Below are 23629 nucleotides of genomic sequence, written 5' to 3'. Positions count from 1 at the left end.
AATGTCGCGGTCACGAATGTCGGCGCGTCCGGCTACCGTATGTGTGTGAGCGAGATCCTGGACGAGGCCTACGCCCGGCTGCACCCCACTGGGCCGGAGTGGGGTGACGAGTTGTCCAACCACGGGCCGATGGCCGTCGAGGTGCTGGTGCGCCGGGGGCATGCCGACCTCGTCCCCCGCTGGGTCGACCGCTACCTCAACCGGCTCGACGAGCTTCCCGCGCCCACCGGGGTCATCACTGACTGGCAGGACGCGCTGGGGGACTTCTCCCGGCTCGGCGACTGGGTCGGGTACTTCCACAACGAGACCCAGGAGCGGCCCTGGCGGGACGTGCTCGCCATCTGGTGGCCGCGGCTGATCCCCGGCATCGCCGCGGGCGCGACGCACAGCGTCATCCGGGTCAGCCACGCCCTGCGCGTGTTGCTGGCCGGGGATGAGAGTCCGCAGGCCGTCGCCGAGTTGGTGCACGGGCTTGCCTGGTGGGCGGCCCGGTCGACGGTCATCCCCAACACCGCAGAGCCCCGGGGCGGGCTGGCCACCAAGGCGGCCTTCGACGCCGTGCCGCGCATCCCCAGCCAGGACGGGCAACTCGCCAACCGGTTCGGGCAGCTCGCCGAACTGCACAGCTTCCCCAGCGCCCTCGCCGCGCTCAAGCCCGCCGACACGCCCGAGGAGGCCCGGCGGCGGCTCACCGAACTGGTCGACGCCGCCACCCTCACCTACCTCACCCACGGCCACGGCAGCCCCATCCTGCTCGTGCACACCGCGACAGCGCCCAACGCCGTCCTGCACGCGTTGCCCGCGCTCCCCGAGGAGCAGTGGGCGCCGAGCCTGACCGCCGCGTGGGCGGCCAGCGCGGCGCTCATCGCCACCTACGCCCCGCGCGAGGCCGCACCCCGGGAAGTGCTCCCCGACGCGCCCGAGAGCGCCGCCGCCGTCCTCGACCGGGCGGCCGAGAACGGCGACGAGCACGTCATCAAGTTCACCGACACGGCCGCGGAGGTGCACGCCCGCACCGGCGACCCGGACGCGCTCGCCGCCGCGGCGCGCATCCAGGAGTTCATCAGGCCACGCTGACCAGCGTCCGCTCCCGGATGGCTGGCGCGATCCACAGCTGCGCCACGGTCGCCACCACCGACAGCACGGCCAGCGTCGACCACAGCACCGCCTGCCCGATGCCGAGCAGCCACGTGCCGAACACGGGCGAGATCAGGTTGCTCAGCGAGAACGCGAACCCGTACACGCCCATGTAGCGCCCGCGCAGGTGCGGCGGGGCGAGGTTCGTCGCGATCGCCGCGCTGACCCCGGTCACCACGATCTCGCCGATCGACCACACCACGACGGTCGCGGTGTAGCCCGCGGTGGACGAGACGAACATGGTCAGCCCGAAGCCGAGGCCCACCACCGCCATGCCGACCGCGGCGACGGTGCTGTGGTCGAACTTGCCCAGCCAGTTGACCACCAGCGGCTGGACCAGCACGATCACCACGCCGTTGGCTGCCAGCGCGATGCCGTACGCCGTGGGGTCGAGGCCGTCGGCCCGCATCGCCAGCGGCAGGGTGATCATCGACTGGTGGTAGACCACCGCGTAGGCCAGGGTGATCGCCACGAAGACCATCATCACCCGATCGCGCGCCACGTCCCGGAACGAGCCGGGGACGTCCGCGCGCGGCGCCTCCTGGGAGGCGGGCACCAGGAACCACACCAGCAGACCGAAGACCACGCAGGACACCGCGTCGATCCAGAACAGCCACAGGATCGCCGACTCGGCGAGCAGGCCGCCGGTCAGCACGCCGCCGGTGAAGCCGAGGTTCACCGCCCAGAACAGCAGCGCGAACGCGCGCGTGCGGTCCTTGGTCGGGATGATGTCGCCGACCAGCGCGCTGGACGCGGGCCGGTAGATCTCCATCGCCACGCCCAGCAGGAACATGCACGCCACGATCACCGCGATGTTCTGGCTGTAGGCCAGCACCAGCATGATGACCGCGGTGGCCAGCATGCCGCCGGTCAGCGTGATCCGGCGGCCGTAGCGGTCGGCCAGGTGCCCGGACAGCAGCTGGGAGAAGAACGCGCCCGCGCCGAACACCGTCAGCACCGCGCCCACCTGCGCCAGCGACAGCCCGCGCGACCCGGTGAGGTAGAACGCGAAGAACGGCTGCACCATCGTGCCCAGCCGGTTGATCAGCGTGCCGCCCCACAGCACCCAGTACGAGCGCGGCAGCCCCCCGAACCGCTCGCGCAGCGCGCCCCTCACGACCCGCCGCCCTCAACCGTGATCGTCACCGTGTCGGCGTACTGCTTGGCCAGCGGCTCGACGGCCTCGTCCAGCGGCAGGTCGAAGACTACCGACGCCGAGCGCGCCTCGGAGTCCGTCTGCGGGCCCAGCACGTCGCCCGGCACGACCGTCACCAGGACCGCGTGGTCGGCGGGCGCGGCGTCGGCGGCCTGCGGGGTGAACACGGGCCAGATCTCGTCCCGGCTCACCCACGACACCGGGCTGCCGGTGCTGGTCACGTCGCGCAGCGTGCCGTACGGGTGCTCCAGGTAGACCTGCGCGGCCCGGCGGCGCGGCTCGGGGTAGGAGGTGGGCTCGCCCAGCGCCAGGTCGATCATCACCGGCTCCAGCGGCTCGCCGGTGGCCAGGTGCCAGAGGAACGTGATGGCGTCGCCGGGCAGCCGGGTGGCGATCTCCATCAGCACCGGGCCGTTCTCCGAGAGCCGGAACTCGGCGTGGCTGATGCCGTCGCGGAACCCGATGCGCTTGAGCGCGGTGGTGTTGGCCGCGATGAGCGCGGCGCGGTCGGCGTCCGGGATCGGGGCGGGCGAGGTGTGGCCCATCTCGGTGAAGAAGATCCCGCCGGACTCGTTGGTCTGCTTGGCCGTCACCCCCGACCACAGCACCTCGCCGTTCTGGGTCAGCGCCTCCACGGAGAACTCCGGGCCGACGACCCGGCTCTCCACCAGCACGGTCTCGTCGTCGGGGTAGGTCGCCAGCACCGAGGGCAGGTCCTCGCGGGCCTTCACCTGGCGCACGCCCAGGCTGGAGAAGCGCGCGACCGGCTTGACCACGACGGGGAACGACAGCCCCTCGCCGACGGGCCCGGTGCGGTCGGCGGGCGTGACCACCTCGAAGGCGGGCGACAGGTCGGCCATCGCGGTGCGCTGCAGCAGCTTGTTGCGGCTGATCCGGCTGGCGGCCATGCCCGCGCCGGGCACGCCGAGCAGGTCGCCGACGACGCCGACCGGCTCGACGAAGAAGTCCCCGACGCACAGCACGGCGCGCACGTCGTAGCGGCGCAGCAAGGGCTGGATGCCCGGGACGACGTAGTCCACCTTGGCGTCGGCGACCTCGACGACGTCGGCGAGCAGCGACAGCGGGTGCTCGGGGTCGGCGCGCAGCTCGGCGAGCCGGGCGGGGTCGGTGTGCGGGGTGACGACGAGCAGCGGCGCGTACCCGCGGCGGTGGGCCTCGGTGATGAGGCGGAGCTGCCGCGCGACGATGACCAGGTCACCCATGAACAGGATGGCGGGCGGGCGGGTGTTCATGAGACGAGATCCTTTGTGTGGGGTGTGCGGGCGAGGATTCCCAGTGCGGTGCGGGCGATGGTGTCGTTCTGCCGGAACGACACGGCGTTGGTGCGCGGGGTGGCGAACGTGGCGAAGTGCCGCACGGTGGTGAACGGGCCGATGGCGAAGCGGCGCGGGTGCGCGCGGCCGTCCCCGTCGATGACCCGGAAGTCCTCTTCGGACACCCGGAGCAGTCCGGAGCTGTGCCGGAAGTCGCCGTCGGCGAGCTCGTCGTCCACGGCTTCCCCGCGCTCGTAGAGGCCGTGCAGCAGCGGGTCGGTGGAGCGGCCCTGGGGCAGCCGGGCCTCCACCAGCGCGGTCGCCTCGACCGAGCCCGGCGCGCTGGTCCCGCCCGCGCGGAACACCCCGCGCTCGGGGTCCGGCTCGACCCAGACGCCCGCGCCGAGGAACCGCACGACGCCGGCCTCGGCGAGCGCCAGCAGCTGGCGGTTGCGCTGGGCGGGCGGGCCGCTGGTGTAGTACTCCAGGAACCCCTGCCACCAGCCGTGCACGTCGCGCACGAGCGAGCGGGCCGAGAGCTTCCCGGTGACCGAGGACGCGCGCAGCTCGCGGTTGACCGACAGGATCGCGCGCGTCGCGCCGAGGTCCGGGCTGTGGATGAACTCGCCGCGCCGCCGCAGGTCCGCGGCGATGTGCGCGCGCAGGTGCGGCTGCAGCTCGGCGAGGCTGGGGAAGGTCAGGCCGCGCAGCGGCTGGTCGATGGCGGCGAGGTCGAGCCGGTCGGCCGCCTCGGGCACCGTCTCCGCCACCAGGTCGGGTATCCGCTCCCACGGCAGCCGCGCGTATTCGGCGGCGAACCGGTCCCACCCGCACATCACGCGCGTGGGGTGGGCGGTGAACAGCTCGTGGTAGTAGCCCCAGCCGATCTCCTTGGCCATCAGCGGCCACAGGTCGGCGTGGAAGTCGATCCGGTCCGCCCCGGCGAAGCGGCGGTCCAGGTCGGCGGCCGCGAAGAACCTCGGCAGCGGCGCGGGCCGCCCGACCAGCCGGTAGGCGATCTTGGCCCGGTACGGCACGCCGCGGCGCGAGCCGACGTGCAGCACCGGCTCCCGCCCGCACGGCAGGTACCGCAGCCTGCCCGCCTCCGTGGTGTACGCGCCGCCGCGGCCCTCGGTGAGCAGCGCCATGACGTCGATGAAGGCCGCGCCGAACCCGCGCAGCACCACCTTCTCGCCCGGGCGGAACCCGGACAGGTCGGCGTCGGCGGTGTAGGCGCTGGGCAGGTGGCGCAGGCCGTGCTGGGCGGCGAACGCGCTCATCCGCACGTCCTCCGCCGTCGGCTCGGCCTCCTGGTGGCCCATCGCCAGCACCACCAGGTCGGCGGCCAGCGGCTCGGCCCGGTCGGCCAGCCACACCACCTGGCGGCCGCCGGGCTCCTCGGTCAGCCCCGTCGCCGACGTGGCGTGCACGACCACGTCCACGCCCTCGGGCCGCTGCGCGACCAGGTGGTCGAACACCCAGCTCAGGTACCGGCTCTGCACCTGCCTGCTGGCGAAGCTCATGCCGAGCACGTCCCAGTGGGTGCCGTCGGCGGCGGCCCACTCGCTCAGCGACGGGCCGGGGCGGATCGGCCCGTCGCAGGTGACGCTCTCGTCGGTGAACATCGTGATGTTGCCCGCGAGGGCGTTCATCCACATCAGCGACGACTGCTCCAGCCGCCACACCCGGCCGCCCCCGGGCGGGAACGGGTCGACGAGCTCGACCCGCAGCGGCGTGCCGGGCAGCAGGTCGCCGACGTTGGCCAGCAGCCGCTCCAGGATGCCGGTGCCGCGCGGCCCGGCGCCCACGATGACCACCACCAGCGGCTCAGCCACGGCTCACCCTTCGAGGACGTGGCCGTCGTGCGGCCGGTGGTCGCGGGAGCGGCGGAAGTCCGCGGTGACGAACGTCCGCTGCAGCCAGCGGTCCTCGCCGTCGTAGCGCGGGGTGAAGTCGGTGCGCCCGTGCACCGTCACCCGGTTGTCCACGATGGCCAGATCGCCCGGGGTGAGCCGGACCGTGCGGGTGGCCTGCTCGAAGGCCCGCCCCAGCTCGCCGAGCGCCACCTCGGCGCGCGGGGTCAGCGGGGTGGTCGCGGCCAGGTCCACCCGCAGGTCCGGGTCGTCGGCCGCGCCGTGCAGCACCGCGTGCGGCACCGACGCGCCGTCGCCGCCGAACGACGGGGGCGGCGCGGTCAGGAACTCCGGGCTGGCCAGCGCGGCGCGGGTGTCGGGCGTCAGCAGCGGCAGCACCTCGCGCACGCACACCGTGCGCAGGCCCGCGATCCGGTCGTGGTCGGGGCGCAGGCACAGCAGGAGCACGTAGTCCGGGCGGTGCCGGTGGAAGGCGTTCTCGTTGTGGAAGGTCAGCAGCACCGACCCGGCGTTGCCCTGGAACGTCTCCTTGCCGGGCACCGGCACCACGTCCTGCACCAGCGCCCCGGTCTTCTCCGCGCGGAAGGCCGTCGGCTCGCCGAGCTCGCAGGCGATCATCATCAGCACGGCGGCGGGCACGGTGACCATCCGCTGCACCGAGCCGTCCACGGTCGGCGTCGGCGGCAGGGACTCCGCGTCGATCGGCAGCCCGCGCAGCAGCAGGGTGCCTGCGTCGCCCGGGTCGCGGCGGAACGCCCGCAGCGGCCTGCGCAGCGCGGCGGGCAGCTCCGCGCCCGCCTCCCGCGCCGCGGTCACCCAGCCCGGGTCGTCCACCTGCTCGTCGCCCCAGAAGCACAGGTCCAGCGCGAGGCGCAGCACCTCGCTCGCGTCCAGCGCGGCGGTCTGCACCGCGCCCGTCGTGGTCGTCATCGCTGACCCGCCTTCGCCAGCAGGGGCAGCGCGAACGGCAGGACGGCCGTCTCCTCGCCCGCCTCGAACGGGCCTGCGGACTCCCCGAGGTCGACCAGGATCGGGGCCGCGCCGCGCAGCAGCGCGCGCACCTCGAAGAACAGCCCGCCCAGGTCCGCGCCGGACTCCGCGGCGCGCACCAGCCGGGGGAGCTGGTCGGCGATGTAGGCCGCCGCCCGGTTGAGGCTGTAGCCGTCGAGTTCGTAGCAGGCGCGGAAGCGGTCCAGCATGGCCGAGGCGCGCTGCCGCGCGGCGTCGGGGACCGGCTGCTCGATGCCGTCCGCGCCCGCCTCGGCGACCGCCTTGCCCAGCAGGCCCGCCAGCCGGTTCCACGGCTCGACCAGCCGCGAGCCGGTGACCTTCTCCAGCGCTTCCCGGCCGAAGTTGGTCTGCTGGTGCTCGGGCGCGCTCAGCGCCAGGTAGAACCGGATCAGGTCGCGCGGCACCTCCTCCAGCAGGTCGCGCGGGTAGACGACGTTGCCGAGGCTGGTGGAGAACTTCGAGTTCTCCAGCTCGTAGAACTCGTTGGAGATGATCGCGTCCGGGAGCACGTACTCGCCCTCGTGCGCCATGAGCAGCGCGACGTGGGTGAAGCCCCAGAAGTAGATGTTGTCGAAGCCGATGAAGTAGACGACCTCGGCGTCGCGCTCGGCCCGCCAGTGCTCGTCGTCGGCGGCCACCGGCTGGCCGATCTGCTCGGCGGCGTAGGCGGTGCAGTACATGACGGCGGGGATGCCCTCGGCCCACGCGTTGATCGTCTGGCCGGGCGTCTCCGGGAACGGCGCCGGGATGCCCCAGCCGACCGGGTAGGTCACCGGGAAGTCCGGCAGCGGCCGGGCGAGCAGCTCGCGGACGAGCTGCACGGTGTGCGGGCGCATCCTGTGCTCACGCGCGCGGTAGAACTCGGTCAGCTGCTCGCGGTACTCCTCCATGGGCAGCACCAGGATCTCCGCGTCGCGGACGGTCACCGGGTCGTCGGTGTCCATCGTGGAGCGCGGGTCGAGCAGCTCGTCGAAGTTGTTCGGGTGGCCGCACGCCTCGCACAGGCCACCCCGGCTGAACACCAGGCACAGCGGGCAGTCCCCGCTCACCAGGCCCTCGACCAGGAACTCGCCGGTGCGCTCGTTGTAGGGCAGCGGGACCGTGCGGGTGCGGAACTTGCCCGCCGCGTGCAGCGGGGTGAGGAAGTCCAGCACAGCGGCGCGATAGCGGTCGTCGAACGGCGCGAATCCGTCCAGCGAGACGCCCATCGCCGCGAGCGTCGCGCGGATCTCGTGCCAGGACCGCTGGCCTAACTCCTGCGGTGTCAGCCCTTTGCGCCGAGCGCTGGCCAGCACATAGGTCTGGCTCTCGTCGGTTCCGGTGGAGAACACCACGGGGCGGCCGGTGGCGCGCAGGTAGCGGGCGTGCACGTCGGCGGCCATGAACGGGCCCGCGATGTGGCCGACGTGCAGGTCGCCGTTGGGGGTCGGCGGGGTGTCGATGATCAGGGCGGGGCGGTTCATGGGGTTCAGCCCTCCCGGTGGCGGGCGGCGAACGACTCGGTCATCGCCTCGTCCCACCACACCGTGTACATCTCGAAGTCGGTGTCGGTCTCGTTGATCACTTGGTGCTCGGTGAACGGCGGGAAGTGGACGATGTCGCCCGCGCTGAAGCTGCGCCGCTCGCCGTTGGACTCCAGGACCGCGGTGCCGTTGACCGCGATGAAGATCTCGTACTCGTGGTGGGCGTGCCGCTCCGACGAGGCGCCGGGCTTGATCACGCACCACGCGCCCTCGAACGGCGCGTTGACCGCGTTCCAGGGCATCAACCGCTGCGAGTGGTTGTTGTCGGGGCCCAGTCGATCCCGGTCCAGTCTGCGGATCTCCACGACGTCTCCTTCTCGGTGGTCCGCCGGTTTCCGTGGCCGGCGCGGTCTGCGGTGATGTCGGCGAGGATGTCCGCGGCGCGCACGGACATGACGCTCAGCAGGGAATCGCTGATGCCGTGCGTGGCCTCGTTGACGCCCTGCAGGTAGCAGGCGGCGGGGCCGACGCGCAGCCGGTAGTCGCGGGTGACCTCCACCCTGGGCAGGCCGAGCGCGCCCGCCAGCCCGCGGACGAGCGCGGGCATCCCGCGCACGAACCCGGTCCCGAGCAGCACCAGGTCGCAGCGCAGCTCCTCGGTCCGGCCGGTGCGCCGGTCGGTCAGCTCCAGCACCACGTCGCCGCCGTCCTCGTAGGCCGCGGTGACGTCGGTCATGGTGGCCACGCGCATGCGGTCCGCGCCGCCGAGCCGGTCGACGTAGCGCTGCCGGTAGAGCCGGTCCATCAGGTCGGGGGCGAGGCCGGAGTAGTTGGTGGTGTGCATCTCCCGCAGGATCTGCTCGCGGGCCTCGGGGCGGGCGGTGAAGAACTCGTCGACCGCCGAGGGGTAGAAGTACTCGTTGCTGAACTTGCCGTTCTCGTAGGTCTTCGGCGCGATCGAGCGCATGACCAGCGTCCGCGTGGTCACCGGGAGGTCGGTGGCGACGGCGTCGAACATCTCCGCCGCGCTCTGCGCCCCGCCGATGACCGCGACCCGGTACGCCCGGTCCCTGGGCAGCTCGGCGATCCGCTGCACGTACTCGGTGCTGTGGACGACCCGCTCGCGGGGGAGCGTGGCGTACTCGGCGGGCACGTACGGGTCGCGTCCCGCGCCGACGACGAGGTAGCGGCTGCGGATCGCCGAGCCGTCGGCCAGCCGGGTCACCCAGGCGACCGGCTCGCCGCTGGGGCCGCGCTCGGCGTCGATGCCGACACAGCGCCTGCGGTATTCGACGGACACATTCGCCATCGAGTCGGCGGCCCACTGGAAGTAGTCGGAAACCTCCGTGCGATAGGGCTGGAAAGTCCCGAGGTTCACGAACTCGTTCAGCCGCCCGACGGAGTGCAGGTAGTTGAGAAAGGAAAACCGGCTGCGCGGGTCGCGCAGCGTGGCGAGGTCCTTGAGGAACGAGACCTGGCTCTGCGCGCCGGGCAGCAGCATGCCGCGCTGCCACACGACCCGGTCGGCCTGCTCGATGACGAGGGAGTTGGCGGCGAGGTCGGCAGGCCCGGCCTCGTCGACGGCGGCGGCGAGGGCGAGGTTCGCAGGCCCCGCGCCGATGGCCAGCAGTTCGACGTCCCGGTCGGGGGCGCGTGATTCGGCCATCCTTCTTCTCCTCAGCAGGGGGTGGTCTGCGGAATTGCTCTTTTCCGCATCTTGTTCCCCGCTTTCGCCGGGTCGCATCTTCGGGAATGCCACACCGGATGAGCACGTTCGGAGACAGGCCCGGGCGGGTACGGCGGTATGGTCCGGCACATTCGCGGAAGGGAGCGTTTCGTGAGCGTCACCATCTGGTTCGACCCGAGTTGCCCGTACACCTGGCGGACTTCGCGGTGGCTGCGCGCGGCTGCGGGCCGCCGCGACGAGAAGGTGGTCTGGCGGTTCCTGAGCCTGGCCGTGCTCAACGAGGGCAACGACGACGTCCCCGAGCGCTACCGGCTGTCCCACCAGCGCGCGCTGGCCGCGCTGCGCGTGCTCGCCGCGGTCGACGGGCGGCACGGGCAGGACGCGGTCGACCGGCTCTACTCCGCGATCGGCGAGCGCGTGCACGGCCCGGCCGACCGCTACCTCGACCGGGACGTCCTCGTCGAGTCGCTGGCCGAGGCCGGGCTGCCCGCCGAGCTGATCGACGCCGCCGACGACGCCTCGCTCGACGCCGTCGTGCGGGAGAGCCACGACGCGGGCCAGCAGCGCGTCGGCACGCCCAGCGGCAGCCCCGTGGTCGCCTTCGACGACCACCCGGCGTTCTTCGGCCCGGTGCTGTCCTCGGTGCCCGCCGACGCCGACGCCGACCAGGCCTTCGAGGGATTGCGCCTGCTCAGCGGCGTGCGCGAGTTCAGCGAGGTGAAGCGGGCCCGGGACCCGCTGTCGTGACCGGCTACTTCGAGTACCTGCACACGATCGAGTTCGACGAGGTGCAGGTCACCAACGTCCACTTCAGCACCTATCTGCGCTGGCAGAGCACCTGTCGCGACCGGCTTTTGCGCAAGGTGTCGCCGCCGGAGATGCGGCTGCGCATCGATAAGGCCGAGTGCGAGTTCTTCACCCTGGCGACGGTGGACGACGAGCTGTCGGTGCGGATGCGCCTGGAGGAGCTGACGCCGACGCAGCTGCAGTTCACCTTCGATTACGTGCGCACCTCAGACGCCTGCCTGGTCGCGCGCGGGCGTCAGCGGGTCGCGTGCGTGGTCGGGACCGAGGAGGTCCTGGTGCCGCCCGGGGTGCGCGCGGCGGCCCTGCCCTACGCCGAGACGCCCGTGGCGGGCTGACCCTCGTAGACTCGTCGAGTGCTCGACGAACTGCGGCAGGTCGAATCCGAACTGGACACCCGCTGGCCGGAAACCAAGATCGAACCGTCGCTGGCCCGGATCAGCGCGCTGGCCCACCTGCTGGGCGACCCCCAGCGCACCTACCCGGTGGTGCAGATCGCGGGCACCAACGGCAAGTCGTCCACCACCCGGATGATCGACGCGCTGTTCACCCGCCTCGGCCTGCGCACCGGCCGCTACACCAGCCCGCACCTGCAGCTGGTCACCGAGCGCATCGGCCTGGACGGCGCGCCCATCGACCCGGTCCGCTACGTCGAGGTCTACCGCGACGTCGAGCCGCTGCTGGCGATGGTCGACGGCAAGTCCGAGGTGCCGCTGACCAAGTTCGAGGTGCTGACCGCGATGGCGTACTCCGCCTTCGCCGACGCCCCGGTGGACGTCGCCGTGGTGGAGACCGGGCTGGGCGGCTCGTGGGACGCCACGTCCATCGTCGAGCCCCGGGTGGCCGTCGTCGGGCCGGTCGGCATCGACCACGTCGAGTACCTCGGCCCCGACCTGCTCAGCATCGCCAGGGAGAAGGCCGGGATCATCAAGCCCGGGTCCATCGCCGTGCTCGCCGAGCAGGACCCCGGCGTCGCCCGGGTGCTGCTGGAGCGCTGCGCCGAGATGGACGCCACCGTGGCCCGGCAGGGCATGGAGTTCGGCGTGCACCACCGCGACGTCGCCGTCGGCGGGCAGATGATCGCCATCCAGGGCCTCGGCGGGGTCTACGACGAGATCTTCCTGCCCCTGCACGGCGCCCACCAGGCCGACAACGCCGCCCGCGCGCTCGCCGCGGTGGAGGCGTTCTTCGGCGCGGGCGCCGACCGCAGGCTCGACATCGATGCCGTGCGCGAGGCGTTCGCGACCGTGGTGGTCCCCGGCCGGATGGAGCGGATGCGGACCGCGCCGAGCGTGTTCATCGACGCCGCGCACAACCCGCACGGCGCCGCCGCGCTCGCCGCTGCCCTCGACGCCGAGTTCGAGTTCCGCACGCTGGTCGGCGTGGTCGGGGTTATGGCGGACAAGGACGTCGCGGGCATCCTGACCGCGCTGGAGCCGGTGTTCTCCGACCTGGTCGTCACCACGAACAGCTCGCCGAGGGCGATGGACCCCGACCTGCTCGCGGGCCTGGCCGTCGACGTCTTCGGCGACGAGCGGGTCACCGTGGCCCCCCGGCTGGACGACGCGGTGGAGACCGCCGTCGGCATCGCCGAGGAGACCGACGACCCGAACGAGCCGGTCTCCGGCGGCGGTGTCGTCATCACCGGATCGGTGGTGACCGCGGGCGAGGCCCGCACCCTGTTCGGCAAGGAGCCCGCGTGAAGGATCCGATGAAGGGCTTCCGCGGCGTCATGTCCGCGATGCTCCTGCTGGAGGCCATCGTCCTGCTGCTGGCCGTGCTGCTGCTGGCCAAGCGCGACGACATCGGCCAGGGCGAGGTCTGGGCGGTCGGCGTCCTCGGCCTGGCGATGGTGGCGCTGTGCGCGTTCGTGCGGCAGCCGTGGGCGCTGGGCGCCGCGCTCGGCATGCAGGGCCTGCTGGTGCTCGGCTTCCTCATCACCCCGGCCATCGGCATCATCGGCGTGCTGTTCTCCCTGGCGTGGGGCTGGGTGACGTGGATGCGCCAGGACGTCCTCAAGCGCATGGCGGAAGGCAGGCTGCCTGGTCAGCAGTAGTCTGGCCGGGTGGAACTCGACGACCTGGTCCGGCTGCGCAGAGCACGGGACACCATGGACCGCGACTACGCGCAGCCCCTCGACGTGCCCGCGCTCGCCAAGGCCGCGCTCATGTCGCCGGGCCACTTCTCGCGCAGCTTCCGCGCCGCGTACGGGGAGACGCCGTACTCCTACCTGATGACCCGCCGCATCGAGCGGGCCAAGGCGCTGTTGCGGCGCGGGGACCTGTCGGTCACCGACGTGTGCATGGCGGTCGGCTGTTCCTCGTTGGGCTCGTTCAGCACCCGGTTCACCGAACTGGTGGGGGAGACGCCCAGCGCCTACCGCGCCCGCGCCCACGACGAGGGCGCGGACATCCCGCCGTGCGTCGCCAAGATCCTCACGCGACCGGTCAGGAATGGAGAAGCGAAGTCCATCCGGCGCACCTAGCGTGTGCGCCATGGACATCAAGCTCGCACACACCTTCATCATCGTCGACGACCACGAGAAGGCGCTGGGGTTCTACCGGGACGCCCTGGGCTGGGAAGTGCGCACCGACGTCAGTTTCGAGGGCATGCGCTGGCTGACGCTGAGCCCACCGTCCCAGCCGGACCTGGAGATCGTGCTGGAGTCTCCCGCCGCCGACCCGAGCACATCGGAGGCCGACCGGCAGACCATCAGGGAACTGCTGGCCAAGGGCCTGCTGCGCGGCGTCACCCTCACCACAGACGACGTCGACGCCGCGTTCGAGCAGATCCAGGCGACCGGGGCCGAGGTGCTCCAGGAGCCCATGGACCAGCCCTACGGCGTCCGCGACTGCGCCTTCCGCGACCCGGCGGGCAACATGATCCGGCTCAACCAGCCGAAGGCGCAGTAGCCTTCCGATCATGTTCACCCCGGAGCAGCTGACGGAGTCCATGCCCTTCGCGCGCACCGCAGGTGTCGCGATCACCGCAGCGTCCCCCGAGGAGGTGCGCGCGAGCATGGCCTGGCAGGAGGACCGCTGCACCGTGGGCGGCACGCTGCACGGGGGCGCGCTCGTCACCCTCGCCGACTCCACGGGGGCGGTGTGCGCGTTCCTCAACCTCCCCGAGGGCGCCAAGGGCACCTCCACGATCGAGACCAAGACCAACCTGTTCCGCGCGGCCCGCTCCGACGTGGAGGCTGTCGCCCGACCCCTGCACATCGGCTCCACCACGATCGTCGTCCAGACCGACCTCTACGCCGACGGCAAGCGCGTGGCGCAGACCACGCAGACCCAGATGGTCTTGCGCTAGACACTCCTCGGCCAACTCGGCGGGTTAGAACCACGCCATGACTGACGTGACCCGCCGCACCCTGCTCACCGCCGGTATGGCCACCGCCGGCTTAGCCCTGCCCGGAGTGGCCTTCGCATCGAGCAGGCCCACCCTCACCCACGGCGTCCAGACCGGGGACGTCACCCAGCACGGCGCCGTGCTGTGGACCCGCAGCGACCGGCCCGCGCGCATGCTGGTCGAGATCGCCCGCGACCCGTCCTTCCGGCACGCCCGCCGCCTGCGCGGCCCCGTGCTGACCCCGGACACCGACGGCACCGGCAAGCTGCGCCTCGATCACCTGCCGCCCGGCTGCGAGGTGCACTACCGGGTCGTCGCCGAGGACCTCGACGGCCGCGTCCGCAGCGCGGCGCTGACCGGCTCGTTCCGCACCGCGCCGGTCGGCCGCGCGGACGTGCGGTTCACCTGGTCCGGCGACGTGGCGGGCCAGGGCTGGGGCATCAACCCGGACACCGGCGGCATGACCGCCTACCGGGCGATGCTCGACCGCGACCCGCACTTCTTCATCAACAGCGGCGACACGGTCTACGCCGACAACCCGCTGCAGGAGACCGTGACCCTCCCCGACGGGCGCGTGTGGCGGAACCTGGTCACGCCCGCGAAGGCCAAGGTCGCCGAGACCCTCGACGAGTACCGCGGCCAGTTCGCCTACAACCTGCTGGACGACAACGTCCGCGCCTTCGCCGCCCGGGTCCCGACCATCGCCCAGTGGGACGACCACGAGGTGGTCAACAACTGGTACCCGGGCGAGATCCTGACCCTGCCGCAGTACACCGAGAAGCGCGTGGACGTCCTGGCCGCCCGCGCCTTCCAGGCCTTCCACGAGTGGCAGCCGATCGACGCCCGGCGCGCTGTCGACGGCCGGGTCTACCGCAGCTTCACCTACGGCCGCCACGTCGAGGTGTTCGTCGTGGACATGCGCTCCTACAAGGACGCCAACACCGCCCCGCGCGACGGCCGCGGCGTGGTGCTCGGGGAGCGGCAGGCCCGCTGGCTGGTCGACGGGCTCACCCGCAGCCGCGCCACCTGGAAGATCGTCGCCGCCGACCTCCCCATCGGCCTGACCGTCCCGGACGGCGCCGACATCGAGGGCATCGCCAACGGCAGGCCCGGCGCGCCCGGCGGCCGCGAGCACGAACTCGCGGGCGTCCTGCGCACCCTCTCCCGCCGCGGCGTCCGCGACGTCGTCTGGCTGACCGCCGACGTCCACTACACCGCCGCCCACCACTACTCCCCGGACCGCGCCGCCTTCACCGACTTCGACCCGTTCTGGGAGTTCGTCTCCGGCCCCCTGCACGCGGGCGCGTTCGGCCCGAACGCCCTGGACCCCACGTTCGGCCCGGAGGCGGTGTTCGTCCACGCCCCGCCGCGGGCCAACCTGTCCCCGCTGGAGGGCTTCCAGCACTTCGGCGAGGTCGACATCGACGGTGCCACCGGCGAGCTCACCGTCCACCTGCGCGACGGTCAGGGCACGGCGCTGTGGTCGAAGACCCTGCGCCCGTCCGCGCGTGGTTGAGCCAGCACCTCGGCGAAGCGGGGAACCGCGTCCGGTTACCCTGCTCACACAACAGCTGTCCAGAAGGAGTACCGAAAGCCGTGAGTGAGCGCACCCTGGTCCTGGTCAAGCCCGACGGCGTCAGCCGGGGGCTGGTCGGGGAGGTCATCTCCCGCATCGAGCGCAAGGGCCTGAAGCTCGTCGCGCTGGAGCTGCGGAACGTCGAGCGGTCGGTGGCCGAGCAGCACTACGCCGAGCACGCCGAGCGGAGCTTCTTCGGCGACCTGCTCGACTTCATCACCTCGGGGCCGGTGCTGGCCGCCGTGGTCGAGGGCCCGCGCGCGGTGACCGCGTTCCGGCAGCTCGCAGGCGGGACCGACCCGGTGGAGAAGGCGACGCCGGGCACCATCCGCGGGGACTTCGGCCTCGAGGTCCAGTACAACCTGGTGCACGGCTCGGACTCCACCGAGTCCGCCGAGCGCGAGATCAAGATCTGGTTCCCCGAGCTCTGATCCGGTGCGGCGGGCCGCGACCGGGCGGCCCGCCGAAATCCGGTGGGGATTGTCGGTGGCCCCGTCTAGGGTGCCCGACGTGGCGCACAACGGGGACGCGCTGGTCCACGCCGACGGGCTGACCAAGCGCTTTGGGGATTTCGCGGCGGTCAACGGCATCGACCTGAGAGTCGAGCGCGGGGAGGCGTTCGGCTTCCTCGGGCCCAACGGCGCGGGTAAGTCCTCCACGATGCGGATGATCGCGTGCGTCTCGCCGCGCACCGGGGGCGAGCTCTCCGTGCTGGGCATGGACCCCAACCGCGACGGCCCGCAGATCCGGGCGCGCATCGGCGTCTGCCCGCAGCTGGACAACCTCGACAACGAGCTGACCGTCCGGCAGAACCTGCACATCTACGGCCGCTACTTCGGCCTCTCCCGCGCGCAGGTCCGCGCGAAGGCCGTCGAGCTGCTCGACTTCGCCCAGCTCGCCGAGCGCGCCGACGACGAGGTGGAGCCGCTCTCCGGCGGCATGAAGCGGCGGCTGACCATCGCCCGGTCGCTGATCAACGACCCCGAGCTCCTGCTGCTCGACGAGCCCACCACCGGCCTGGACCCGCAGGCCCGCCACCTGCTCTGGGACCGCCTCTTCCGGCTCAAGCAGGAGGGCGTCACCCTCATCATCACCACGCACTACATGGACGAGGCCGAGCAGCTCTGCGACCGCCTGGTGGTGATGGACGGCGGCAAGATCGTCGCCGAGGGCAGCCCGGCGGGCCTGATCGCCCAGTACTCCACCCGCGAGGTCCTCGAACTGCGCTTCGCCCCCGGCACCCAGGCCGACGCCGTGCCCGACGTCGCCGACCTCGCCGACCGGGTCGAGGTGCTGCCCGACCGGCTGCTGCTCTACGCCGACGACGGCGAGGCCGCGCTCAAGGCGGCCCACAACCGCGGCGTGCACCCGCTGTCCAGCCTGGTGCGCCGCAGCTCGCTGGAGGACGTCTTCCTCCGCCTGACCGGCCGGACGCTGGTGGACTGATGCGCACATCGACCGGCACCGCCATCGGCCCAGCGCGCTCGGCGCTGATGGTCATCGAGGCGTTCTGGACCTGGTACAAGCGCAACTGGCGCTCGTCGGCGGTCTCCAGCATCCTGTCGCCGCTGCTGTTCCTGATCGCCCTCGGCCTCGGCTTCGGCTCCCAGGTCAGGGCGGGCGACGCCACGCTCGGCCTGCCGTACGTGCAGTACCTCGCGCCTGCGCTGGTGTGCGCGGCAGCGATGCAGACCGCGGCGTTCGAGTCGACGTTCCCGGTGCTGTCGTCGTTCAAGTGGCAGCGCAACTACATCGCCGTCACCGCCACGCCGATCGGCCCGAAGGCGCTGGTCGGCGGCGTGCTGGCGTGGATCGCGGTGCGGCTTGCGGTGTCCGGGGCGGTCTTCATGGCCGTCGCCGCCCTGCTCGGCGCGCTGACCGGCCCCGCGGCCCTGCTGGCGCTGCCCGTGTCGATCCTGACCGGGATGGCGATGGCGGCCCCGATCGTGGCGTACTCGTCGACCATCGAGACCGAGGGCCAGCAGTTCAACGCCATCTTCCGGTTCATCGTGATGCCGATGATGATGTTCTCCGGCACGTTCTTCCCGGTCGAGCAGCTCCCCGGATGGGCGCAGCCGGTCGTCTGGGCGACCCCGCTCTGGCACGGCACGGAGCTGGCCCGCGGGCTGTCCTTCGGTGGCGTCGACCCGCTCGCCGCCCTCGGCCACACGGCGTACCTGCTCGCCCTGTTCGCCGCGGGCGCCTACCTCTGCACGCGCACGTTCACCCGGAGGCTGGCGGTCTAGATGTCCACCGACACCACGGTCCGCTCCGCCGAGCCGCCGCCGATCCCGCCGCGCACCGGCTTCCTGCTGCGCCTGCTGCCCGCGGGCACGTACGCGGGCCGCGCCCGCGTGCTCATCGAGCGCTCGGTGATGACCCAGCGCAAGGCCTGGCTGGCCATCGCGTCGGGCTTCTTCGAGCCGCTGTTCTACCTGTTCGGCCTCGGCTACGGCTTCGGCCGGCTGGTCGGCGAGGTCACCGGCCCCACCGGCGAGCCGATGTCCTACGTCGCCTTCGTCGCCCCCGCCCTGCTGGCCGCCTCGGCCATGAACGGCGCGGTCTACGACGCCACGTTCAACATCTTCTTCAAGTTCAAGTACGCCAAGCTCTACGACGCGATGCTGGCCACGCCGCTGGGCCCGCTCGACGTCGCCATCGGCGAGATCACCTGGGCGCTGATCCGGGGCGCGCTGTACGCGGGCGGCTTCCTGGCGGTCATGCTCGGCATGGGCCTGCTGACCTCGCCATGGGCGCTGCTCGCGCTGCCCGCCGCCATCTTCATCGCGTTCGCCTTCGCCGCGGTCGGCATGGCCTGCACGACCTACATGCGCTCCTGGCAGGACTTCGACCTCGTGCAGCTGGCGCTGCTGCCGATGTTCCTGTTCTCCACCACGTTCTTCCCGATCACCGTCTACCCGGGCTTCCTGCAGTTCATCGTGAAGTGCTTCCCGCTGTACCACGCGATCGAGGTCATGCGGGCCCTGTGCGGCGGCTTTGTCGACATGTCGATCCTGGGCCACCTGTCGTACTTCGCGGTGATGATCGGCATCGGCACGGTCGTGGCCTCGCGGCGGCTGGGCAAGCTGTTGCTGTCCTAGACGGCGATCACGGTGACCGCGGGTTCGAGGCCGACGAAGTCCTTCGGGTTGCGGGTCAGCAGGGGGAGCTGTCGCGCGGCCGCGGTCGATGCGATCAGGAGGTCGGCTATCCGCCCCCTCGGCTGTCGACCCTGCGCGTAGACCAAGGAGCACAGGTAGCCGTAGTACCGGGCGGCTGATGCGTCCACCGGCAGCACGTCGAGGGTGTTTTCCACCCACTGGACGTACTGCTGGCGCTTGGCGCGCACGACGGGGTCCTTCGTGGCGGACGGCCCGGCGGTGAGTTCGGCGAGCGTGACCGCGCTGATCGCGGCGCTCCCGATGATGTCCTGCAGGCGCAGGGACGGCAGGTCGACCAGTACCGAGGTGTCGAGCAGGCCCCGCTCGTGCTCAGGCGTCATCGCGGGCCGCCTGCCGCTCCCACGGGTCGTCGCCGAGGTAGGGGTCGACGTACTCGTCGAGATCGGCGCGGAACTGGTCGAAGTCGATCCTGGGCAGCTGGGCGGCCAGCCGCTGCAGCTCTTCCACCGGGACGAAGGCGCGCCGCTGGATGGGGGTCACCTCGGCGATGGGAGTACCGTTGCGGGTGAGGATGAAGTGCTCCCCGTTCTCCACCGCGCGGAAGATGGCGGCGCTGTCGTTGCGCATCTCCCGCTGGGTGATGTACCTGGTCATAGCCCCAGGATACGACCAATGCGCTACGAGTTGCTACGGTAATCACCCGGTCGAAGCACGGGCTACCCTGGACGCACTATGAGCGTCGAGTCGGTCTTCCCCCAGTTGGAGCCCCTGCTGCCGAGGGTGTCCAAGCCGGTCCAGTACGTCGGCGGCGAGCTGAACGCCACCGTGAAGCCCTGGGAGCAGGCGAACGTCCGCTGGGCGCTGATGTACCCCGACGCCTACGAGGTGGGGCTGCCCAACCAGGGCGTCATGATCCTCTACGAGATCCTCAACGAGCTGCCCGACGTGCTCGCCGAGCGGACCTACGCGGTCTGGTCGGACCTGGAGAAGCTGATGCGCGAGCACGGCGTCCCCCAGTTCACCGTCGACGGGCACCGGCCGGTCAAGGCGTTCGACGTGCTGGGCGTCAGCTTCGCCACCGAGCTGGGCTACACCAACCTGCTCAACGCGCTCGACCTGGCGGGCATCCCCCTGCACGCCGCCGACCGCACCACCGACGACCCGGTCGTCCTGGCGGGCGGGCACGCCGCGTTCAACCCCGAGCCCATCGCCGACTTCATCGACGCCGCCGTGCTCGGCGACGGCGAGGAGGCGGTCGGCCAGATCACCGACATCATCCGCGCCTGGAAGGCCGACGGCCGCCCGGGCGGCCGCGACGAGCTGCTGACCCGCCTCGCCGAGACCGGCACCGTCTACATCCCGCGCTTCTACGACGTCGCCTACGCCGAGGACGGGCGCATCGCCAGCGTCACGCCCAACCGCGAGCGCGTCCCCGAGGTCGTCGCCAAGCGCACGACCATGGACCTCGACGCGTGGCCCTACCCGAAGCAGCCGCTGGTCCCGCTCGCCGAGTCCGTGCACGAGCGGATGAGCGTGGAGATCTTCCGCGGCTGCACCCGGGGCTGCCGCTTCTGCCAGGCAGGCATGATCACCCGCCCGGTGCGCGAGCGCAGCATCGACGGCATCGGCGCGATGGTGCAGCAGGGCCTGGCGGCCAGCGGCTTCGAGGAGGTCGGCCTGCTGTCGCTGTCCAGCGCCGACCACTCCGAGATCGGCGAGATCACCAAGCAGCTCGCCGACCGCTACACCGGCACCAACACCGGCCTGTCGCTGCCGAGCACCCGGGTCGACGCGTTCAACATCGACCTGGCCAACGAGCTGTCCCGCAACGGCCGCCGCTCCGGGCTCACCTTCGCCCCCGAGGGCGGCAGCGAGCGCATCCGCCGCGTCATCAACAAGATGGTGTCCGAAGAGGACCTCATCAAGACCGTCAGCACTGCCTACGCCAACGGCTGGCGGCAGGTGAAGCTGTACTTCATGTGCGGGCTGCCGACCGAGACCGACGACGACGTCCTGCAGATCGCCGAGATGGCGCGCAACGTCATCCGCGCGGGCCGGGAGGCCAGCGGCCAGAAGGACATCCGCTGCACGATCTCCATCGGCGGGTTCGTGCCCAAGCCGCACACCCCGTTCCAGTGGGCCGCGCAGACCGACCCGGACACTGTGGACGCCCGGCTGCGCAAGCTGCGCGAGGCGGTCAACTCCGACCGCCGCATCGGCCGCAGCATCGGCATGCGCTACCACGACGGCAAGCCCAGCCACATCGAGGGCCTGCTGTCCCGGGGCGACCGCAGGGTCGGCCGGGTCATCGAGCGGGTCTGGCGCGACGGCGGCCGCTTCGACGGCTGGAGCGAGCACTTCTCCTACGAGCGCTGGGTGGCCGCCTGCGACGCCGAGCTGACCCCGCTGGGCGTCTCGCTGGCCTGGTACACCACCCGCGAGCGCACCGAGGACGAGGTGCTGCCCTGGGACCACCTCGACTCCGGCCTGGACAAGCAGTGGCTGTGGGACGACTGGCAGGACGCCATCGACGAGCGCGAGCAGGACGACTGCCGCTGGACGCCGTGCTTCGACTGCGGCGTCTGCCCGGCGATGGGCACCGACATCGAGATCGGCCCCACCGGCCGCAAGCTGCTGCCGATCAGCCCGGTCGGCCAGGGCACTCCGGTGCGCAACCCGGCGTTGACCCAGTAGCTAGGGGACCCGCACCAGCCCGTGCCCGTAGAAGCTGTTGTAGCGGGCGTAGCCGGTGCAGTAGGCGTCCTGTCCCGCCACGCCGTCGAGGTCGTAGTCGGCGGGGCAGGGCAGTGACCGCGCCTGCCCGGTGAGCGCCCGCGCCAGCCGCTGCGGCGTCGCGTAGGGCTGCTGTCCGGCCAGCAGGGCCGCGACACCGGTCACGTGCGGCGCGGCCATCGAGGTCCCGCAGGCCGTCCCGTAGCCGCCCGGCACCGTGGAGAGCACGCAGTCGCCCTCCTCGCCGCCGGGCGCTGTGACGTCCACCACGCCGAGGCCGTAGGCGCTGTAGCCGGACTTCACCTGATCGGGGCCGACCGCCGACACCGCGACCACGCCGCGCAGGCCGCCCGGCAGGAGCTTGCAGCTGCCGTCCAGCGTCCGCCTGCCCCGGCTGTCGGCCGTCTCGCCGCTGGGCGCGGCCAGGTCGGTGTTCTCGTTGGACGCCGCCGCGACCGTCAGCACACCGCGGATCGAGGCGTAGTCGACCGCGCGCCGGACCGCCTCGAAGACGACGTGCTCGGCCTCGCGGTCGCAGGTCAGCAGCCACGGGTCGACGAAGTAGGAGTTGTTCGTCACGGTCATCCGCTTGGCCGCGGCCCACATCAGCCCGCAGATCACGGCCTCCGGGTAGACGTACCCGGCGTCGTCGACGACCTTCACCGAGGCCAGCCGCACGCCGGGGGCCACCCCGGTGATGCCTCTGCCGTCGTCGGCCGCCGCGATCAGGCCCGCGACGTGCGTGCCGTGCGGCGAGGTCGTCGGCGCCCACGCGGCGGGCCTCGGGTCGGCCACGCCGGTCAGGCAGCCCGCCGACACCGTCGGGTCGACGGCGGCGACGAGGTCGGGGTGGGTGGCGTCGATGCCGGAGTCCAGCACGCCGACCAGCACGTCCGCGCTGACCGCGCGCTCGCGGTCAGCGCCGATCATGGTCATGTTCCACTGCTCGCCCGTGCGGTCGGCGGGGGCGACCGGGCCGCCCGAGCTCAGCGGCGGGTTGCCCCGCTCACCCGCGGTGACCGACCGGGCGCTGAAGGCCCGGTCGCGGCCCATCCGGTCGGCGAAGGCGGGGTCGGCCGAGACGGCGATGCCCACGGCGATCTGCGCGTAGTAGCCCGTCAGCGACCCGCAGGCGACGGTGGTGTCCAGCTTGGCGTCCTCAGCGGCCGTGCCCGCGTCGAAGAGGACCACGTAACGCAGGGTCGGCCCGCTGGTCGAACAGCCCGAGCGCGGCTCGGCCGCGGCGTCGACGGCGAGGGTGACCTGGGTCGTCGCGACGAGCGCGACGCTGACCGCTGCCGCCAAGGTCCGGCGCAGCAGAGGCACGGGCGACCTCCAGTGCTGGGTCCGCCGGTTGCTACGGCGTCTGCTGTCCACTGCATCGCGGACGGTAGCCACGACGCCTTCGGGAAACAAGCGCGTCGGCGTATTTGGCGCTGAGGGTACGGTGCCAGGCACGCGCATTGCTCACCAGGGGAGCAGTGCCAGTGCCACCAGAAGGAGCAACCCCTGAGCCGGAAGGACCAGCCCAACCCCTCGGCGCCGCCGGTGCAGAAGCTGCGCGTGCGGTACGCCAAGCGGGGCAGGCTCCGCTTCACCTCCCACCGCGACGTCGCGCGCGCCTTCGAGCGGGCGCTGCGCCGCGCGGGCGTGCCGATGGCCTACTCGCAGGGCTTCAGCCCGCACCCGAAGATCTCCTGGATCGGCGCTGCGCCCACCGGCGTGGCGAGCGAGGCCGAGTACGTCGAGGTCCAGCTCGTGGCCGCGGTCGACCCCTCGGCCCTCGCGCGCGCCCTCGACGAGGCCCTGCCGCCCGGGCTCGACGTGCTCGACGTGGTGGCGGCCGGGCCGGGCTCGCTGGCCGACCGGGTCGACGCCGCCGAGTGGCTGGTCGAGATGCCGGGCGTGTCGTCGGACACACTGCGCGCCGCCGTCGACCGGCTGCTCGCCGAGGAGCACGTCATGGTCTCCCGCCGCACCAAGGACGGCACGCGCGAGATCGACGTGCGACCAGCGGTGATCCGCGCGGAGGTGGCCGATCCCGCCGACGGGCGACCCGCTGTGGGCATCGACATGCCCGCCGGGGACGGTCCGTGTGGGATACTGCGTATGGTCGTCCGGCAGACAACACCGGCCGTTCGGCCCGACGACGTACTGAGCGCGCTCCGTGTCGTCGCCGCCCTCGACCAGCCGGTGCCCGCGAAGGCGACCCGATTGGCGCAGGGGCGGCTGGACGATGTCGGTGCGCTGTCCGACCCGCTGGCCCCGGACAGGGCCGCGTCGGCCGGATAGCGCGGTCGCCGAGCCCGGATCGCGCCACGCTGTCGTCGCGTGACCTGACGTCGCGCCCGCCCGCCGTGCCATGCGGAGCGGTCCGGCGGAGGCGAGGATTCCCGCCGCTCCCACGCGGCGGATTGGACAACTAGGGCCCCTGAGCGGCC

At 72.1% G+C, this 23629-nt stretch carries 25 protein-coding genes; 15 read left to right on the top strand and 10 right to left on the bottom strand.

Going from position 1 to position 23629, the window contains the following annotated elements; genetic code table 11:
* The first annotated feature begins 45 nt into the window (after window positions 1-45).
* Window positions 46-1077 carry a questin oxidase family protein gene (locus IEY98_RS20245; RefSeq protein ID WP_229787097.1) on the top strand — a complete coding sequence of 344 codons (1032 nt, stop codon included), beginning with the start codon at window positions 46-48 and terminating at the stop codon, window positions 1075-1077.
* Here the strand turns inward: IEY98_RS20245 and IEY98_RS20240 are convergent.
* From IEY98_RS20240 to IEY98_RS20210, 7 genes are read right to left on the bottom strand one after another with little or no spacing between them, the layout of a single operon-like run.
* Window positions 1064-2254, bottom strand: coding sequence for an MDR family MFS transporter (locus IEY98_RS20240; RefSeq protein WP_229787096.1), 1191 nt, complete (start codon window positions 2252-2254; stop codon window positions 1064-1066). The genes IEY98_RS20245 and IEY98_RS20240 overlap by 14 nt on opposite strands.
* Window positions 2251-3546 (bottom strand): ATP-grasp domain-containing protein, encoded by a 1296-nt coding sequence (locus IEY98_RS20235; RefSeq protein WP_189212139.1) that lies wholly within the window; start codon window positions 3544-3546, stop codon window positions 2251-2253. Before IEY98_RS20235 ends, IEY98_RS20240 begins: the two co-directional genes overlap by 4 nt.
* On the bottom strand, window positions 3543-5402 hold the full coding sequence (locus IEY98_RS20230) for an FAD/NAD(P)-binding protein (protein WP_189212138.1): 1860 nt from the start codon (window positions 5400-5402) through the stop codon (window positions 3543-3545). Before IEY98_RS20230 ends, IEY98_RS20235 begins: the two co-directional genes overlap by 4 nt.
* 3 nt (window positions 5403-5405) lie before the next feature.
* Window positions 5406-6371, bottom strand: a complete 966-nt coding sequence (locus tag IEY98_RS20225; protein WP_189212137.1) for a TauD/TfdA family dioxygenase — start codon at window positions 6369-6371, stop codon at window positions 5406-5408.
* Complete coding sequence (locus IEY98_RS20220) at window positions 6368-7915, bottom strand: class I tRNA ligase family protein (RefSeq protein WP_189212136.1); 1548 nt, start codon at window positions 7913-7915, stop codon at window positions 6368-6370. Before IEY98_RS20220 ends, IEY98_RS20225 begins: the two co-directional genes overlap by 4 nt.
* 5 nt (window positions 7916-7920) lie before the next feature.
* Complete coding sequence (locus tag IEY98_RS20215) at window positions 7921-8280, bottom strand: cupin domain-containing protein (RefSeq protein ID WP_189212135.1); 360 nt, start codon at window positions 8278-8280, stop codon at window positions 7921-7923.
* Window positions 8217-9581 (bottom strand): SidA/IucD/PvdA family monooxygenase, encoded by a 1365-nt coding sequence (locus IEY98_RS20210; protein ID WP_189212134.1) that lies wholly within the window; start codon window positions 9579-9581, stop codon window positions 8217-8219. The genes IEY98_RS20215 and IEY98_RS20210 overlap by 64 nt, the downstream gene beginning before the upstream one ends.
* Window positions 9582-9752: 171 nt before the next feature.
* Between IEY98_RS20210 and IEY98_RS20205 the strand changes: the two genes are divergently transcribed.
* From IEY98_RS20205 to IEY98_RS20150, 12 genes are all read left to right on the top strand, one after another.
* Window positions 9753-10349, top strand: coding sequence for a mycothiol-dependent nitroreductase Rv2466c family protein (locus tag IEY98_RS20205; protein ID WP_189212133.1), 597 nt, complete (start codon window positions 9753-9755; stop codon window positions 10347-10349).
* Window positions 10346-10744 (top strand): acyl-CoA thioesterase, encoded by a 399-nt coding sequence (locus IEY98_RS20200; RefSeq protein ID WP_189212132.1) that lies wholly within the window; start codon window positions 10346-10348, stop codon window positions 10742-10744. The genes IEY98_RS20205 and IEY98_RS20200 overlap by 4 nt, the downstream gene beginning before the upstream one ends.
* An 18-nt stretch (window positions 10745-10762) precedes the next feature.
* Window positions 10763-12109 (top strand): bifunctional tetrahydrofolate synthase/dihydrofolate synthase, encoded by a 1347-nt coding sequence (gene folC, locus IEY98_RS20195; protein WP_189212131.1) that lies wholly within the window; start codon window positions 10763-10765, stop codon window positions 12107-12109.
* Window positions 12106-12462 carry a DUF4233 domain-containing protein gene (locus IEY98_RS20190; RefSeq protein WP_229787095.1) on the top strand — a complete coding sequence of 119 codons (357 nt, stop codon included), beginning with the start codon at window positions 12106-12108 and terminating at the stop codon, window positions 12460-12462. Before folC ends, IEY98_RS20190 begins: the two co-directional genes overlap by 4 nt.
* Before the next feature lie 54 nt (window positions 12463-12516).
* Entirely contained in the window at window positions 12517-12891 is a 375-nt protein-coding gene (locus IEY98_RS20185) for a helix-turn-helix transcriptional regulator (RefSeq protein ID WP_189212482.1), read from the top strand.
* Window positions 12892-12901: 10 nt separating this feature from the next.
* A complete protein-coding gene (locus tag IEY98_RS20180; RefSeq protein WP_189212130.1) occupies window positions 12902-13318 on the top strand; it encodes a VOC family protein in 417 nt (138 codons plus the stop codon).
* A 10-nt stretch (window positions 13319-13328) separates the two neighbouring features.
* Window positions 13329-13718: a PaaI family thioesterase gene (locus IEY98_RS20175; protein ID WP_189212129.1), complete on the top strand. Its 390-nt coding sequence runs from the start codon at window positions 13329-13331 to the stop codon at window positions 13716-13718.
* Between the two features lie 37 nt (window positions 13719-13755).
* The gene (locus tag IEY98_RS20170) at window positions 13756-15273 is read left to right on the top strand and encodes an alkaline phosphatase D family protein (RefSeq protein WP_189212128.1); all 1518 of its coding nucleotides are present in this window, start codon (window positions 13756-13758) and stop codon (window positions 15271-15273) included.
* 80 nt (window positions 15274-15353) lie between these two features.
* Window positions 15354-15764 carry a nucleoside-diphosphate kinase gene (gene ndk / locus IEY98_RS20165; RefSeq protein WP_189212127.1) on the top strand — a complete coding sequence of 137 codons (411 nt, stop codon included), beginning with the start codon at window positions 15354-15356 and terminating at the stop codon, window positions 15762-15764.
* A gap of 79 nt (window positions 15765-15843) precedes the next feature.
* Window positions 15844-16779 carry an ABC transporter ATP-binding protein gene (locus IEY98_RS20160; protein WP_189212126.1) on the top strand — a complete coding sequence of 312 codons (936 nt, stop codon included), beginning with the start codon at window positions 15844-15846 and terminating at the stop codon, window positions 16777-16779.
* Window positions 16779-17579: an ABC transporter permease gene (locus IEY98_RS20155; protein WP_189212125.1), complete on the top strand. Its 801-nt coding sequence runs from the start codon at window positions 16779-16781 to the stop codon at window positions 17577-17579. Before IEY98_RS20160 ends, IEY98_RS20155 begins: the two co-directional genes overlap by 1 nt.
* A complete protein-coding gene (locus IEY98_RS20150; protein WP_189212124.1) occupies window positions 17580-18434 on the top strand; it encodes an ABC transporter permease in 855 nt (284 codons plus the stop codon).
* Here IEY98_RS20150 and IEY98_RS20145 read toward each other — a convergent pair.
* Together IEY98_RS20145 and IEY98_RS20140 are read right to left on the bottom strand one after the other, a co-directional pair.
* Window positions 18431-18835, bottom strand: a complete 405-nt coding sequence (locus IEY98_RS20145; RefSeq protein WP_189212123.1) for a type II toxin-antitoxin system VapC family toxin — start codon at window positions 18833-18835, stop codon at window positions 18431-18433. The genes IEY98_RS20150 and IEY98_RS20145 overlap by 4 nt on opposite strands.
* A complete protein-coding gene (locus IEY98_RS20140) occupies window positions 18825-19109 on the bottom strand; it encodes a type II toxin-antitoxin system Phd/YefM family antitoxin (RefSeq protein ID WP_189212122.1) in 285 nt (94 codons plus the stop codon). The genes IEY98_RS20145 and IEY98_RS20140 overlap by 11 nt, the downstream gene beginning before the upstream one ends.
* Before the next feature lie 78 nt (window positions 19110-19187).
* Here IEY98_RS20140 and IEY98_RS20135 point away from each other — a divergent pair, with 78 nt between their 5' ends.
* On the top strand, window positions 19188-21149 hold the full coding sequence (locus IEY98_RS20135; RefSeq protein WP_189212121.1) for a TIGR03960 family B12-binding radical SAM protein: 1962 nt from the start codon (window positions 19188-19190) through the stop codon (window positions 21147-21149).
* On the opposite strand, the gene IEY98_RS20130 is transcribed toward IEY98_RS20135, so the two are convergent.
* Window positions 21150-22514 (bottom strand): S8 family peptidase, encoded by a 1365-nt coding sequence (locus IEY98_RS20130; protein WP_308425907.1) that lies wholly within the window; start codon window positions 22512-22514, stop codon window positions 21150-21152.
* A 222-nt stretch (window positions 22515-22736) separates the two neighbouring features.
* Between IEY98_RS20130 and IEY98_RS20125 the strand changes: the two genes are divergently transcribed.
* The gene (locus IEY98_RS20125; protein WP_189212119.1) at window positions 22737-23480 is read left to right on the top strand and encodes a TIGR03936 family radical SAM-associated protein; all 744 of its coding nucleotides are present in this window, start codon (window positions 22737-22739) and stop codon (window positions 23478-23480) included.
* The last annotated feature ends 149 nt before the right edge of the window (window positions 23481-23629 follow it).

Origin of the sequence: Actinokineospora fastidiosa (assembly GCF_014648415.1) — a bacterium.
Taxonomy (GTDB): Bacteria; Actinomycetota; Actinomycetes; order Mycobacteriales; family Pseudonocardiaceae; genus Actinokineospora; species Actinokineospora fastidiosa.
This window is presented reverse-complemented; position numbering and strand designations above follow the sequence as displayed.